Raw genomic sequence first — 16,052 nt, forward strand, 5'->3', positions numbered from 1 at the left:
TTGGAGGTGATCAAAACTTCTTTTGCCCTAAACTGACAGTGTGGGTGGTGATTGCAGCGTTACCCAAGTAACCCTGCAAGAACCGTTTTTAACTCTTTTAGCCGCTATCTTTTTTTGTAAACCTTTTAGTATTGGAGGTGATCAAAACTTCTTTTGCCCTAAACTGACAGTGTGGGTGGTGATTGCAGCGTTACCCAAGGAACCCTGCAAGAACCGTTTTTAACCCTCAAGCCGTTATACTTTTTTGCAAACCTTATAGTATTGGAGGTGATTAAAGCTTTTTTTGCCCTAAACTGACAGTGTGGGTGGTGATTGCAGCGTTACCCAAGTAACCCTGCAAGAACCGTTTTTACTCCTCCAGCCGCCTTCCTTTTTTGCAAACCTTATAGTATTAAAAGTGATTAAAACTTCTATTTGTTCTAAAATGACAGCGTGGGTGGTAATTGCAGCGTTACCCAAATAATCCTGTAAGAACCGTTTTTAACTCCTTAAGCCGCCTTTCTTTTTTGTAAACCTTTTAGTATTGGAGGTGATTAAAATTTTTTTGTTCTAATCTGAAATAACAGGAAGCATAATAGAGGTTGCAGCATAACCAAAATAGTTTAGGTGCTATTCTTAAGGTTCAAACCACTAGTTTATAAATAAAAAAGCCACTATAAAGATATATATTGGCCTCTTTTAAATATGTAAACTTTATCTTCTTATATATAATAAGCAGGAATAAAAGCTAGAATGAATTTGTCATAAATGAATACAATTTTAAAATATAGATTTCATGATTGTATTTATACCTTTGAAACATAGGAATATTGCTCCTACACATGTAATAAGAGCCACAGGAAGAATCATATAGATAATATTAGTGTCTTTATTCAAAAATGCTAAAGTAAGTAAATAAGGACCTAAAAAGAGCAATGGTAAGGCAATTGCCATATATTTTAATCCTTTTTTCAATAAATTAAAATCTGTGTGTCCTTTACTCATTGTGGTAATTATTTAAAACGTTTCTAACATTATTATATTTCGTTAAAAGTTTTTCAGCTTCTTCATTCGAGATATTTAGTTCAGCAGTAATCATCTTAATAGCGCGATTTACAAGTTTATTATTACTCAATTGCATATCTACCATTTTATTTCCCTTAACTCGTCCTAACTGAATCATTGTAGCAGTTGAAATCATATTTAAAACAAGTTTCTGGGCTGTACCAGCCTTCATACGTGAACTTCCTGTAACAAATTCTGGACCTACAGTAACAACTACTGGAAACTGTGCAGTTAAGGCTAATGGACTTCCTTCATTACAAGTGATACAACCTGTAGCAATATTATTTTTATTGCATTTTTCTAATGCACCAATAACATAAGGTGTGGTGCCAGAAGCAGCAATTCCTATCACTATATCTTTTTCATTAATGTTTTCTTTAGTAAGATCTTCCCAACCTTGGTTTTCAGAATCTTCAGCAAATTCAACAGCGTTTCGTATGGCTGAATCTCCTCCCGCGATTAACCCAATAACCAAGTCGGGAGATACTCCAAAGGTAGGAGGACATTCACTTGCATCTACAATTCCTAATCTACCGCTTGTTCCTGCTCCTATATAAAACAATCTACCACCAGTATTTAATTTTTCAACTATCTTTTCGGTTAAAGTTTCTATTTCAGGTAGCGCCTTCTCAACAGAAAAAGCTACTGTTTTGTCTTCGTTATTTATATTTTGAAGCAGTTCTTGTACCCCCATTTTTTCTAAATGATTGTATTTTGAATCTGATTCAGTGGTTTTTAAAAAATTCATCTATAAACTTAAGGCTAATATTAATGTTATTGAACTATATAATTGAGTGTTGATACTTCAGATATTCTAAAATATCCTAACGGATAGTTTTCAGGATTTGTTTCATTAATTATATTTCCTCTTACAGTCGCTGGTTGCGTGTCAAAAGGTCCACTCCCTCCACCGGTTTGTTGTAAAAGAACAAACATATAATTATAAAATTCTTCATCAACACCATAAAGATTAAAAATAACACTATCTCCAGGAGCTAAATCTTCTACTACAAAATATCCAAAATTTAAATTTCCGTTAGAAAACTCATCGTTGTAAACGCTACGTACAGTCCCTTTTTCTGTAATTCCGGTAAAATAATAAAAATTCTCTTCGTTTATAGGATCATTAAAAAAGACTTTTAGTTCGATATCCTCTCCACTAAAACCTCCGTCGTCACGCTGATTAACATATTCTAAGGTAGCTGTTGTTTGAAGTTGTGTTGTAGCTGTATAAACTTCGTTGTCGTAAATTATTTTAAGGGAATAGTCTATGTCTTCTTGTGGTAGAAAAGTTCCTTGATAAAGTCCTTCACCGCGGTATTCAAACGGATATTCAACGCCATTTTCATCAGTAATTAGAACAATTGCATCTTCAACTATAGGGACAACATTATCAAAAAATGGAGCTGTAGTTGTAAGTTTCACCAAACTACTCAATGAAGAGCCATCTTCTAGAATATTAATATTGGCTTCAATAACTAATCGGGGAGGAGCGTCATTAAGTTCAACTTCTATAACATCTTGACAAGAAGTAAGAATTCCGAAGAAAAAAACTAATAAATATATTTTTTTCATAGTATTAAAATTTGAAATTATAAGTAACTGACGGAATTATACCAAATATAGATAGTCTAACCGCTTCATTTTTTCCGATATCTGTATTTTCGCTAAATCTAATAGACGCTGCATTTTTACGATTGTAAGCGTTATAGACGCTAAACACCCATTCGCCTTTCCAGCGTTTTGTACTTTCAGGTTTTGGAGTCCAAGTGGCTGATAGATCTAAACGATGAAACGGAGATAGACGACTACTATTACGGGCTTCATAAACTGGAACAACCATTCCGTTATATACATATTGTCCTTCTGGATAAGTGGTTGGTATCCCTGTTTGGAAAATAAAATTGGCACCAAAAGACCATTTTTTTGAAAGTTCATATTGTCCTGTAACCGATATATCATGCGATTTATCCCACGGACTATTATACCATTCACCATTATTTATACCGCTTTCAAATTCCGTACGCCCAGGTGTTCTTTGTTCACTTTTAGACAATGTATAAGCTAGCCAACCTTGAAACCTACCAGTTGTTTTTTTGAATAAAACCTCTAATCCATAAGCTCTTGCTTCCCCGTTTAATACAATTTGCTCAATGGCATTATTTGCAATTAAATCGGCATCATCTATATAGTCTAGTCTGTTTTTTACTTCCTTATAAAAAGTTTCAACCTCTAAAGAATAATTTTTAAAATTTCTGAAATATCCCAAAGCTACCTGATCTGCCAATTGTGGGTCAATATACTTTCCACTTGGTGCATAAATATCAAAAGGAGTAGGAGAGGTAGTATTACTTATTAGGTGAATATATTGCGACATCCTGTTGTAACTCGCCTTTATAGAAGAATTTTCATTTAATAAATAGGAAATAGAAAATCGAGGTTCTAAGTTTATAAATGATTTAATAGTTTCACTTCTACTATATGATACTGTATCGATAGGTTTTGCTTTTCGGTATATCTTAAGATTAGAATCGTAATTTAAAGGATTGTTGTTTTCATAAAGAAACAATTCATCTTGTCCTAAACGATTAAATGTAGATAGTCGAAGTCCAGCCTGTAATGAAATTTTATCGGAAAATTCTATTTTAGCATCTACGTAAGCCGCGTTCTCCCATGCGTATTTATCGGTTAGCTTAAAAGGATTAATTCCTGAATCTTCAGTGGTTGGATTTACATCTCCTGGATTAAACTTGTAGTAAATACTATTTAGTCCGTAACGCAAATCGATATTATTTGATATATAATGTGTGAAATCGTATTTTAAGTTGAAATTACGAATACCACTATCAAAATCGAACTCAACAAATTTCAGCGCTAGGCCGTAATAATAATCTGAGTAGATTAAAGATAAATTTGAAAACAACTTATCGGAGTAAAGGTGATTCCAACGAAGATTTAAAGTTGTGTTTCCAAAGTTATTTGTAAAACTATCTGAAATTTCAAAAACATCTCTTCCAAAATATCCGGATAGGAAAAGACGATTATTGTCGTTTATATTATAGCTTAGTTTTGTATTTAGATCGTAGAAGTAAGCAATGTTATCGTTATCAAATAACGGAAGAAATAAGTGTGCATAACTACTTCGGCCACCAATCAAAAAAGAAGCTTTGTCTTTTTTTATTGGGCCTTCTAATAATAATCTGCTTGCAACTAAACCAATTCCTCCACTTGCGTGATATTCTCGTTTATTACCATCTTTTTGATAAATATCTAAAACTGAAGATGCTCTTCCTCCATATCGAGCAGGAATTCCCCCTTTATACAATGTAAGGTCTTTAATAGCATCTGGATTGAAGACAGAAAAGAAACCAAATAAATGTGAGGAATTATAAATGGTAGCTTCGTCTAATAGTATTAAATTTTGATCAGACGCACCACCTCTAACATTAAAACCGCTAGCTCCTTCACCCGCACTGGTAACTCCAGGAAGTAATGTAATGGCTTTTATAACGTCAACTTCACCTAGAACCACTGGGATTTTTTTAATTGTTCTCGATGAAAGAGTGTTTGCGCTCATTTGAGAACTGCGAACACTTAAGCTTTCTGCATTTGCTTTAATAACCACTTCATCTAAGTTTTCAGTATCTGTAGCAAGTTCTAAGTCTAACTTTATGTTTTCTGAAAGAGCAACATCAATAGTTTGGGATGCGAACCCTATATTACTGTAGGTAACATTATAATTCCCTTTAGGAAGTGTAATTGAATAATATCCATATTGATTAGTTATCGTCCCTGTTTGTAATTCGGGAATAATAACGTTTACTCCAAAAAGTGTTTCGCCAGAACTTGCTTCTGAAACAGTCCCACTAAGTGTAAATTTTTCTTGAGAAAAGATTACAACAGTTGTAAAAAAAAATAGGAATACGAGTATTTTTTTCAATTGAAATATTATTAGGTATAAAAAACCTCCAGCAATGCTGAAGGTTTTATAACGTTTTATAATCTTAATTTATTTTTGAAAGTATATTATTAAAAGTTTTGCTTGGTCGCATAGCTTCAAATACTAATTTTTCAGTTGGCTCGTAATAACCACCTATATCAACTAAATGCCCTTGAACCATTGTCAATTCTTCATTGATTTTGTTCTCGTTTTCTTTTAATTGTTCAGCAATTGGAGTGAATATATCTTTTAATTCTTGGTCCTTATCTTGCTTAGAAAGTGCTTCTGCCCAATACATAGCTAAATAGAAGTGACTTCCGCGATTGTCAATTTCCTTAACCTTACGTGAAGGAGACTTACTGTTGTCTAAATATTTTTCAGTTGCTTCATCTAAAGCTTCAGCTAAAACTATTGCTTTATGATTGTCATTCTTATTTCCAAGATGTTCTAAAGATACGGCTAAAGCTAAAAACTCTCCTAGAGAATCCCAACGTAAATGGTTTTCTTCTAAAAATTGGTCAACGTGTTTAGGTGCAGAACCTCCAGCTCCAGTTTCAAATAATCCTCCTCCGTTCATTAAAGGAACGATAGAAAGCATTTTAGCACTAGTTCCTAATTCTAAAATAGGGAAAAGGTCTGTTAAATAATCACGCAATACGTTTCCAGTTACTGAAATAGTATCTTCACCAGCTTTCACGCGCTCCAGAGTATATTCAGTTGCTTTTTCTGGAGAAAGAATTTTTATTTCTAAACCTTCAGTATCGTGATTTGGAAGGTAAGTATTTACTTTTTTAATTAATTCAGCATCGTGTGCACGATTTTCATCTAGCCAGAAAACAGCAGGACTTCCTGTTGCACTAGCACGAGAAACTGCTAATTTAATCCAATCTTGAATCGGTAAATCTTTTACTTGACACATTCTCCAAATATCACCTTCTTCAACAGTGTGTTCGATAATAACCTCACCGGAGTTATTAATAACTTGAACTTTTCCATTTGCTGGAATTTCAAAAGTTTTGTCGTGACTTCCGTACTCTTCAGCTTTTTGAGCCATTAATCCCACATTTGGTACTGTTCCCATTGTAGTAGGATCGAAAGCACCATGTTTTTTACAGAAATCTATAGTAGATTGATAAACACCTGCGTAACTACTATCAGGGATTACCGCTTTAGTATCGTGGCTTTTTCCATCGGGACCCCACATTTTACCAGAGTTACGAATCATAGCTGGCATAGATGCGTCTATAATAACATCGCTAGGAACGTGAAGGTTTGTAATTCCCTTGTCACTGTTTACCATTGCCAAATCAGGATTCTTGTCGATTATATTTTTAATATCGTTAAGAATCTCGTTTTTCTTATCTGTAGCTAATTCTGAAAGTTTATTTTCAAGATCTCCAAGACCATTGTTTGCATCGATACCTAACTCTTTAAAAGTTTGAGCGTGCTTTTCGAAAAGGTCCTTAAAGTAAACTTTTACAGCATACCCGAAAATAATAGGGTCGCTTACCTTCATCATGGTAGCTTTTAAATGCACAGAAAACAGAACGCTTTTCGCTTTTGCATCTTCAACTTGAGCTTCTAAGAATGAAATTAAAGCTTTTTTGCTCATCACCGTTGCATCGATGATTTCGTCTTTTAAAACTTTTAAGTTTTCTTTTAAGACAGTTTTATTACCGTCGTTTTCAACCAATTCAATTTTTAAAGTATCGTCTGAAGCTAAGGTTAGCGATTTTTCATTGTGAAAGAAGTCACCCTCTTGCATTGTTGCAACGTGGCTTTTGCTATCACTGCTCCAAGCGCCCATGCTGTGCGGATGTTTTTTAGCATAGTTTTTTACGGCTTTAGGAGCACGTCTGTCGCTATTACCCTCACGAAGAACTGGGTTTACAGCACTTCCTTTTACTTTATCGTATTTTGCTTTTATTTCTTTTTCTTCTGAAGTTTTTGGGTCTTCAGGATAATTTGGAATCTTAAATCCTTTCTTCTGTAATTCTTCAATTGCTTCTGTTAATTGTGGAATAGAAGCACTGATATTTGGAAGTTTAATAATATTTGCCTCTGGAGATTTGGCAAGTTTTCCTAAATAAGCAAGATCATCACTTACTCGTTGCTCTTCAGTAAGAACTTCTGGAAATACAGCTAAAATTCGAGCAGCAAGTGAAATGTCGCGACTTTCTATTTCTATATTTGCTGGAGAAGTGAATGCTTCAACTATTGGTAAAAACGAGTGTGTTGCCAAAGCCGGTGCTTCATCGGTTTTGGTGTATATAATTTTTGAAGAATTTGTCATTGAAATGTTTTTTATAAGAAATAAATATCTAAAATTTTCGGAATGCAAATATAGCGATTTGATGGTGGTTTTAAAAGAGAGTACAGTAGTTTAAAAGTTAAGGATTCACAAAATTTTAAAATCCAACTTTAAGATTGTCTACAGAAGAGGGTTTCTATAAATAAAAAAGCCATATCAAAGTATAAATACTAATGATATGGCTCCTTGTATGTAAACTTTTACCAACCAATATACTCTATGGTATATTATAAGCAAGGTTATTATATTCTTGCAGTTGTAGTTTACTTACACGGGTTTCGTTTTACCATTTTAATTTCCCCGAAGGTCAATTTAAATTTTAAAACTTACCCAACACTTTTTTTAATCTAAGTACTAATAATCTAAAGATCGTGAATACTTCAAACAATTAAAAAAAGCTAATAAAGTGTTTTCAGTTACTCTTTTAAAATTTAAAAACTAAACATCCATTAAGGTTGATAGCTTCATATTAAATTAGAAAAGAATAGTGTAAAAGAACGTTACTTTATATCAATAAAAAGTTTTTAAACTTTATTTGATATTGCTAATATAAGACTCTTTATCGGTATTGTAGCAATTTGTAACTCATTAAAAATTCACTGTTTACGAACAACAGTTGTTAACAATTGTTCATAATAAAAGCCCTGTTAAAACAGGGCTTTTGAGAGTTTTCAACAAAGAATACCTTATGAACGCTTTTCTTTGATACGGGCTTTTTTTCCAGTAAGGCCTCTAAAGTAGTAAATACGAGCTCTACGCACGCTACCTCTTTTATTAACCTCGATTTTTTGAAGTGCTGGCATATTGATTGGGAAAATACGCTCTACACCAATAGTTCCACTCATTTTACGGATTGTAAAAGTTTTTGTAGTTCCAGTTCCTTTTACTTGGATTACAACACCTCTAAAAAACTGAGTTCTTGTTTTTTCACCTTCACGGATTTCGTAGTACACAGTAATAGTGTCTCCAGCTCCGAATTCAGGAAATTCGTTTTTTGTAACAAATTCGTCTTCAACAAATTTAATTAACTCTTCCATTTTGTTAAATTGATAGGGTTTAATTTAAAGCAACATTCGCGGTTTTCGCCAGAGGTTGAATTAAGTGGGTGCAAAAGTAAGCAATTTATTATATGTGACAAGTTTTTTTGAGTTTAAAACAACATCTTTAATTAGTATTAAACGAGTTAAGTTGTCAAAAATTCAATCAGCATTATCGCTTTAAATATGAAAAGCTTAGTAAAGACTTCAAAGATACTTCTTATCTATTCACAAGTTTTATAATCTTATAATAGGACTCTTATTGTTAAAAGAAGTTTAGTGATGATAAATCTTTAACCGATTTGTTGTTTAGAAATATAGCTGATGTTAGTTTTAACAAAAAATTAATAACAATAAATCAAACTTAAATTTTATGATTAAAAACTCCCTTCTAACTCTAGTAACTTTTCTTGCTATATTTTGGCAAGCAAGTGCTCAACAATCCCCACATAATGTTGGTACTTGGAAAGACAAAGCTCCTACGTAACCTTTGGAAACGTTCAACTTTTAACAATTCTAAAGCGCTTTTATTAGATTTAAATATGTCTCCGTTTACAGCTCTTGTAATCAAATTACTTCTGTACCCCCAGTTATTGAGGAGGGTATTCCAATTATAGGAGAAGTATAAATTGCCAACAACTTAATGGTTCCGAACAATGGACTATTAAGCTGCAAATTTACTATTCCATCAAATCAGGATTTAGGAATTTTTTATATTGTAGAATTATCTATTTTTTTTCTTTTTCTCGTTCCTTTTTACGTTCGTAATAACTGCTTCTAAAGGATTTATTTCTGCGATTACGCAGTTTGGAAGCGTTGCTCTTATTCCAGAAATATAGCAATGCAAGTAAAAGTACACCTCCAACAATTAATACGATAGGATTTGAAAGATCAATCATATTGGTGATATTTAATAAATTATAGCTGTTCAGTTATAACTTCTTTTCTAGTGTCGCTTTCCACTTTTCCGTCACGAAGCCTAATAATTCTATGCGCATTATCGGCAATATCTTCTTCGTGCGTAACTAGTATAACAGTGTTTCCTGCTTTGTGAATTTCATTAAAGAGATTCATTATTTCCACAGATGTTTTAGAATCCAAATTTCCTGTTGGTTCATCAGCAAGAATAATAGAAGGTCTATTTACTAATGCTCTTCCAACAGCAACTCTTTGTCGTTGTCCACCCGAAAGCTGATTAGGTTTGTGGTCCATTCTGTCTGCTAAGCCTACATTGGTAAGCACTTCTTTAGCCCTTTCGGTACGTGCTGCTTTTGATGCTCCCGCATATATCATTGGCAAGGCTACATTTTCAAGGGCAGTTGTTCTAGGTAGTAAGTTAAAAGTTTGAAATACAAAACCAATTTCTTTGTTTCGAATTTCGGCAAGTTCATCATCACTCATACTGCTAACGTCTTTTCCGTTAAGCTCGTAGCTTCCAGAAGTAGGAGTGTCTAAACATCCAAGTAAATTCATTAATGTAGATTTTCCAGAACCAGATGGTCCCATTAACGCTACGTATTCACCACGTTCTATGTCTAAATCTATTCCTTTTAAAACTTTTACAGTTTCTGATCCTAAAGGAAAATCTCTAGTTATATTTCGAATTTTAATTACTAAACTCATATTTTATTAGTTCTAGATTTAGGAGCTATGTTTATCGCGACTATAGGACGCAAAGTTAAGATATCTGTTACAACTTCTGTTTTTAAATGTTTTGAGCGAGCTTTAGTGAGTCTATTTTATACTCTAATTACAAAATGTTGCTTAAGCTGTTCTTTTCTAAAAAACACTAATCCCCATTGAAAGGTGTCGATACTTACGGTAACCTTTTCATTCTTTATAATTTTTTCCCAAGCTTCGGTCATTCCTTTACTCCAATAAATATCATCAAAAACAATTACAGTGTCATTATGTGTAAAAGCTAATAACTTTTCAAAATACTTTAAAGTGCGTTCCCCATTATGATCACCATCAATAAAAATTAAGTCGTATTTATCTTGAGAAGGAGTTGATAAAAAATTAATAAAAGTGTTTTGCTCAAGTTGAATATTATTCAAATTAAATTCTTCAAATAAACCCTCTGCTTTTTTAGCAGTGTTTGGGCATCCTTCAACAGTTAAAATTTTTCCTTTTTTGGTTCCTAAAGCTAAGGCTGCTGTGCTAATCCCTAATGAGGTTCCTAGTTCTAAATTATTTTTAGTTTCTAAATAGGAAGCTAGGCGAAATAAAAGCTTTTGGCGCTTTAATTTCATTCCAGCTTGCTTTGCTACTCTTGAAGTTTTCCTCCTAGTTCCTTTAAAAACTCTTGAGCCTTGCCCGAAATCTGTCATGTTGAATTCAGACTTATCTTGTTTCAAAGTTTTTTTATACTGTCTTAAAATCTTGTATTCAGGATGCTTAGTTTTATCATTAAAACATTTCGTGATAAGGTCGAACACAAATGGGGAGTGAACCCCGTGCTTGTTCTTAGAACGTCTTAAAAACTCAAGATAGCTTTTTGATTGGTGAATCATTGTGGAAAAATAATCCGAATTAAGTTTCTGTTTAAATGAATTGGTAGATTTTTTCAAATTTAATCTAGGCTACAAAGTAATTCTAACCGTGGCATTGCGCCAAATTTTCTTGAAGAAGATTTATTTCAAGATTAAAAATGGCTGTTGTTTTTGCTTCATACTCTCGCCTGTTGCCATAGATTAATGATATTTTTTTGCTAATTTCCCCGATTCAAATTATACACGCTTTATTATGCAGTTTAACTACAAAAAGTTACTTCCACATTTAGTTGTCTTCGTGTTATTCATAGTGACTTCCTTGGCCTATTTTAACCCGGTTTTACAAGGTAAAAAAATATTCCAAAGTGATATTGTTCAATATACTGGAATGGCCAAACAGCAAAATGATTTTCGTAAAAATACCGGGGAAGAAACTTTTTGGACAGACGCTGCTTTTGGTGGAATGCCAACTTATCAACTTGGTGCAAAATACCCGAATAACTATATAAAAGAGCTAGATCTTGCTATTCGATTTTTGCCGAGACCTGCAGATTATCTATTCCTTTATTTTATAGGAATGTATATTCTTTTCCTAGTGTTGAAAGTAGATTACAAACTTGCTTTTCTAGGGGCTTTAGCCTTTGGGTTTTCAACGTATTTAATAATAATATTAGGTGTCGGGCATAATGCTAAAGCACACGCTATAGCTTATATGCCATTGGTATTAAGCGGTATATTTCTCACTTTCCAGAGTAAATATCTTTGGGGGTTTTTATTACTAACAGTTGCTATGGGATTGGAATTGACTGCAAATCACTTCCAAATGACATATTATTTAATGCTTCTGGTGATTATAATAGGTATTGTATATTTAATTGATGCTTATAAAAAGAAAGAACTACCTCATTTCTTTAAAGCTGTTGGGTTAATGTGTATTTCGGTTATAATAGCCATTGGATTAAATGCGACTAATATTCTAGCAACAAAAGAATATGCCGACACTTCAACTCGTGGAAAATCGGAATTAACTATCAATGCAAACGGTACTCCAAAAGATAATAAAACTGGTTTAGATTATGATTATATAACTGAATACAGCTACGGAAAGCTTGAAAGTTTCAATCTCTTTATCCCTCGTTTTATGGGAGGAAGTTCAACTGAAGACTTTCCTGAAGATTCGAAAACTGTCGAAACCCTTCTGCGAATGGGCGCTTCACCTCAAGAAGCAAATCAAATGTTAAGTCAGATACCTATGTATTGGGGAGATCAATCGTTTGTTGGTGCACCTGCATACATTGGGGCGGTTATAATATTTCTTGCTGTCTTGGCTCTGTTTTTAGTTAGAGGTAGATTAAAATGGTGGTCTGTTTCTGCTTTTATTTTAATCTTACTACTTTCATGGGGTAAGAACTTTAGTGGGCTAACCGAATTCTTTATAGATTACGTGCCGCTTTACAATAAGTTTAGAGCCGTTTCTTCTATTCAAGTAATACTAGAGCTTATAATTCCTATTCTTGCTGTAGTTGGGCTTCATCAATTTTTCAATAATTTTGAAAGAGAAGAAGAAAAGAAAAAGGCATTGTTGTATTCTACTGGAATCGTAGGAGGGCTTACCTTGATATTTATACTATTTAAATCGACGCTTTTTGATTTTGCAAGTCCATATGATAGTTATTTTAGGGAGGAAATGGGACTACCATTTTTAGAAGCAATTCGTGAAGATAGAATGTCGCTTTTTACTTCTGATGCTATCCGATCACTAATATTTGTTATTCTATCGGCTGCAGTTCTTTGGTTTTTTATGAAAGGAACCTTGAAAAAAGGAATTGCAATTGCAGGACTTTGCGTTTTGGTGTTAGTTGATTTAGTTGGCGTTGATAGACGATATGTAAACGAAGATGATTTTGTACAAGCTAGATTGGTTGAAGAACCATTTCAGAAAAATGGAGCCGATATTCAAATCTTAGAAGACGATGGTCATTTCAGGGTTTATGATGCTACTACAAATGCATTCAATAGTGCACGTGCAAGCTTTTATCACAATGCATTAGGAGGATATCACGCTGCAAAGCCGGGAAGAATTCAGGATTTGTTTGAGTTTTATATCAGCCAAGGAAATATTGGAATTCTGAATATGATGAATGTTCGTTACATCATTGCACAAAATAAAAATGGAGGTCCAGTAGCGCAACGAAATCCTTATGCAAATGGAAATGCTTGGTTTGTAGATAACGTACAACCGGCAGAAAATGCAGATCAGGAAATTCGACTTTTAGATAGTTTAGATACTAAAAAGACTGCTGTAATAAACAAGGAGTTCCTTTCTAAAATACCTGCTAAAAATGTAGCCAGAGATAGTACAGCTTCTATTGAACTTGTAAGCTATAAGCCAAATTACTTAGTGTATGAAGCTTCAACCAAAACCGAGCAACTAGCAGTATTTTCGGAGGTTTATTATTCTAAAGGATGGAATGCTTATATTAACGGGAAACCTGTAGAATATTTTAGAGCAAACTATGTTTTAAGAGCTATGATTGTACCTGAAGGTAATAATAAGATAGAGTTCAAATTTGAGCCTAAGGTAATCCAAACAGGTAGTACAATTTCTACCATAAGTAGCATTATTCTCCTATTAATTTTATTAAGCGGGTTATATTTTTCATTTCGAAAGAAGGAAATTAAGAATTAAATGAAACGCGCTCTTATCGTTACATATTATTGGCCTCCAGCAGGTGGTCCCGGTGTTCAGCGCTGGTTAAAATTCGTGAAATACTTCAAGGAATTCGGCGTAGCGCCAATTGTTTATATCCCGGAAAATCCGAATTATCCGTTAGTTGATGAAAACTTTTCTGCCGAGATACCTTCAGACACTGAGATTTTAAAACATCCTATAAAGGAACCCTATCGATTTGCTAAATTCTTTTCAAAAAAGAAAACTAAGCAGATGAGCAGTGGAATCATTCCTAAAAAAGATTCATCTGCAATTGAGAAGGTAATGCTATATGTGCGCGGTAATTTTTTTATTCCCGATGCAAGAGTAGGATGGGTGAAGCCTTCGGTTAAGTATTTAACAGATTACATTGAGAATAATTCAGTAGATGTTGTTATTACAACAGGGCCTCCACATAGTCTTCACTTAATTGGGATGAAGCTTCAGAAAGCGATGAATGTAAAATGGATTGCAGATTTTCGCGATCCTTGGACAACGATACATTACCATAAATCACTTCGGTTAAATAAATCTTCAGAAAAAAAGCACAAAGCATTAGAAGCCGCCGTGTTAAATGCTGCGGATGTTGTAACCGTTACAAGCCCTACCACCAAAAAGGAGTTTGAGGTAATTACAAATAGACCAATTGAAGTAATTACAAACGGATTCGATAGTTGGAAAGAGATGGAATACAATTTAGATATAAAGTTTTCTATTTCTCATATTGGTTCTTTATTAAGTGAGCGAAATCCAAAGAACTTATGGAATGTTCTTGCCGAAATTTGTAATGAAAACAGTTCATTTAAAAGAGATTTAGAACTGAAATTTGCTGGCGCCGTTAGCGATGAAGTAAAAGAAAGTCTATCTGAGTTTAATCTAGATGAAAACAGCAACTTTTTAGGATATGTATCACACTCGGAAGCTTTAAAACTGCAAAATGAAAGTCAGGTGCTACTTTTAGTTGAAATAAATAGTGCTGAAACTCGAGCTATAATTCCAGGAAAACTCTTCGAATACTTAGCTGCAAAACGTCCAATTATTGCTTTAGGACCAAATAAAAGTGATATAGAAGCGATAGTGGATGAAACAAAATCTGGAAAATTCTTTGATTACTCTGAAGACAAAGAATTAAAAAATGAAATTCTCCGACTTTATGAACAGTATAAAACAGGTGATTTAAAAGTTGCTTCCGAAGGAGTTGATAGGTTTAGTCGCAAACAACTTACCAAACAGATGTCGGCTTTGATAAAGGATGTTAGCTTATAAAGTTCTACTTATTAGTTCAAACTACTATTTCTTTCCTAAGTAATATACTAAAAATATATAGCGAATTGCCAAAGCAATTAGTAATGGCAATAGGCCAATTGCAAACACTTGTACGCCTGTAATCCAATGAAGGGTAAGTAGGCTTAAAAGCACTAATAGAAGCATAAAATAACGCTTCATATTTGGTGAAATATCCTTCTTTGCAACTGCTACAATTACGAAAATTGAAATAGGAAAAGCCCACAACAAATTGTAATTATTGGCAGTCGCACTATGGTCTGTAGCAAACCAAAGAAGGAAAAGTAGAATTCCTATAATACCTGTAGATAAAAAAATAATTAAGTCTAAGTAGCGGCTTCGTTTATTTGTTTTAAAGTCTCTATAGGTTATGAAAATGATTAAAGCTCCAATAAGCCCGAAAATAAATAGTGGACTTAAAAAGAAATTACTTTGTGATGGAGTAGGAGTGTTTTCGTATAAACTGTTGGTTGTTTTAACTAAAGAAACCTTTTCTCCATTTCTATTAATATATGCGTTAGCGGCTCCTTGGAATACATATTCTGGTAGGAACTGATATTCAATCGGTTTTGCTTTTGTGTCTATTATAGCACCAAGAGCTGTGTCTATTCCTAAACTTCCCCAAGAATTTGCTTCAAGGTTTAATTGAATGAGTTGCCTAAAAGTTAGTTCTTCGGTGATATGGTCATCATTAAACTCCAATTGTTTCCCGAGTACTATCCATAAAACATCGCGCATTTTAGTGGCGCAGTTGTCGTAAAAGAAATCGTATTTGTATTTTTTATTTTCAGGACGCGCATTATTCCATAGGAAGTCTGAGAGTTCTTGCTTTTCAGAATGCGTAAGGTTTAGAACTTGCTCTTTCATCCAGCGATTTTGCGCTACATAACGAGGATAGAAGTTTTTGTAATAATCTACGCCAAGTTGATAAAGTAATTTTCCTTGAGCGAACTTAAGGTAGAAATTCGGTGTATTAAAATCGTATTCACCGTAGTTGAACACTACATCCATTCCGTTAATACTATCTTGAATCCTAAAAGCGCTATGTCCAAACTTGTCGTAAAGTTCAGCTCCGGGACCAATTGTGATAATACTTATTTCGGAAGTTTCTGATAATTGCGCAAACTGGGCATTTACTGAAACTGAAAAAAATAAAAGAAGTAATACTATGTAATTTTTCACCACCTATAAACGATTATATGTTTTTTAAATATCTAATAAAAAGTTCAATTTT

General features: G+C 33.6%; 12 protein-coding genes. 2 read left to right on the plus strand and 10 right to left on the minus strand.

Going from position 1 to position 16,052, the window contains the following annotated elements:
* Positions 1-759: 759 nt before the first annotated feature.
* The 9 genes from K8344_RS03275 to K8344_RS03315 form a co-directional block, all read right to left on the minus strand.
* Entirely contained in the window at positions 760-984 is a 225-nt protein-coding gene (locus K8344_RS03275) for a DUF6095 family protein (protein ID WP_139856424.1), read from the minus strand.
* Positions 977-1,792, minus strand: a complete 816-nt coding sequence (murQ, locus tag K8344_RS03280; RefSeq protein WP_237606863.1) for an N-acetylmuramic acid 6-phosphate etherase — start codon at positions 1,790-1,792, stop codon at positions 977-979. The genes K8344_RS03275 and murQ overlap by 8 nt, the downstream gene beginning before the upstream one ends.
* A gap of 26 nt (positions 1,793-1,818) precedes the next feature.
* Entirely contained in the window at positions 1,819-2,619 is an 801-nt protein-coding gene (locus tag K8344_RS03285) for a DUF4249 domain-containing protein (RefSeq protein ID WP_237606864.1), read from the minus strand.
* 4 nt (positions 2,620-2,623) lie between these two features.
* Positions 2,624-4,984, minus strand: coding sequence for a TonB-dependent receptor (locus K8344_RS03290; protein ID WP_237606865.1), 2,361 nt, complete (start codon positions 4,982-4,984; stop codon positions 2,624-2,626).
* Positions 4,985-5,048: 64 nt separating this feature from the next.
* A complete protein-coding gene (locus K8344_RS03295; RefSeq protein ID WP_237606866.1) occupies positions 5,049-7,277 on the minus strand; it encodes an NADP-dependent isocitrate dehydrogenase in 2,229 nt (742 codons plus the stop codon).
* Between the two features lie 704 nt (positions 7,278-7,981).
* Entirely contained in the window at positions 7,982-8,332 is a 351-nt protein-coding gene (rplS, locus tag K8344_RS03300; protein WP_237606867.1) for a 50S ribosomal protein L19, read from the minus strand.
* A gap of 728 nt (positions 8,333-9,060) precedes the next feature.
* A complete protein-coding gene (locus tag K8344_RS03305) occupies positions 9,061-9,231 on the minus strand; it encodes a hypothetical protein (protein ID WP_237606868.1) in 171 nt (56 codons plus the stop codon).
* A gap of 19 nt (positions 9,232-9,250) precedes the next feature.
* A complete protein-coding gene (locus tag K8344_RS03310; protein ID WP_237606869.1) occupies positions 9,251-9,955 on the minus strand; it encodes an ABC transporter ATP-binding protein in 705 nt (234 codons plus the stop codon).
* 116 nt (positions 9,956-10,071) lie between these two features.
* Complete coding sequence (locus K8344_RS03315; RefSeq protein ID WP_237606870.1) at positions 10,072-10,845, minus strand: O-methyltransferase; 774 nt, start codon at positions 10,843-10,845, stop codon at positions 10,072-10,074.
* 232 nt (positions 10,846-11,077) lie between these two features.
* Between K8344_RS03315 and K8344_RS03320 the strand changes: the two genes are divergently transcribed.
* Both K8344_RS03320 and K8344_RS03325 read left to right on the plus strand, forming a co-directional pair.
* Positions 11,078-13,513: a YfhO family protein gene (locus K8344_RS03320; protein WP_237606871.1), complete on the plus strand. Its 2,436-nt coding sequence runs from the start codon at positions 11,078-11,080 to the stop codon at positions 13,511-13,513.
* Complete coding sequence (locus tag K8344_RS03325) at positions 13,514-14,800, plus strand: glycosyltransferase family 4 protein (protein ID WP_237606872.1); 1,287 nt, start codon at positions 13,514-13,516, stop codon at positions 14,798-14,800. It abuts the gene before it with no gap.
* A gap of 24 nt (positions 14,801-14,824) precedes the next feature.
* Here the strand turns inward: K8344_RS03325 and K8344_RS03330 are convergent, their stop codons facing one another.
* Positions 14,825-16,000, minus strand: coding sequence for a lipoprotein N-acyltransferase Lnb domain-containing protein (locus K8344_RS03330; protein ID WP_237606873.1), 1,176 nt, complete (start codon positions 15,998-16,000; stop codon positions 14,825-14,827).
* Positions 16,001-16,052: the final 52 nt, after the last annotated feature.

The sequence above is a fragment of the Aequorivita xiaoshiensis genome (assembly GCF_022008395.1).
Taxonomy (GTDB): domain Bacteria; phylum Bacteroidota; class Bacteroidia; order Flavobacteriales; family Flavobacteriaceae; genus Aequorivita; species Aequorivita xiaoshiensis.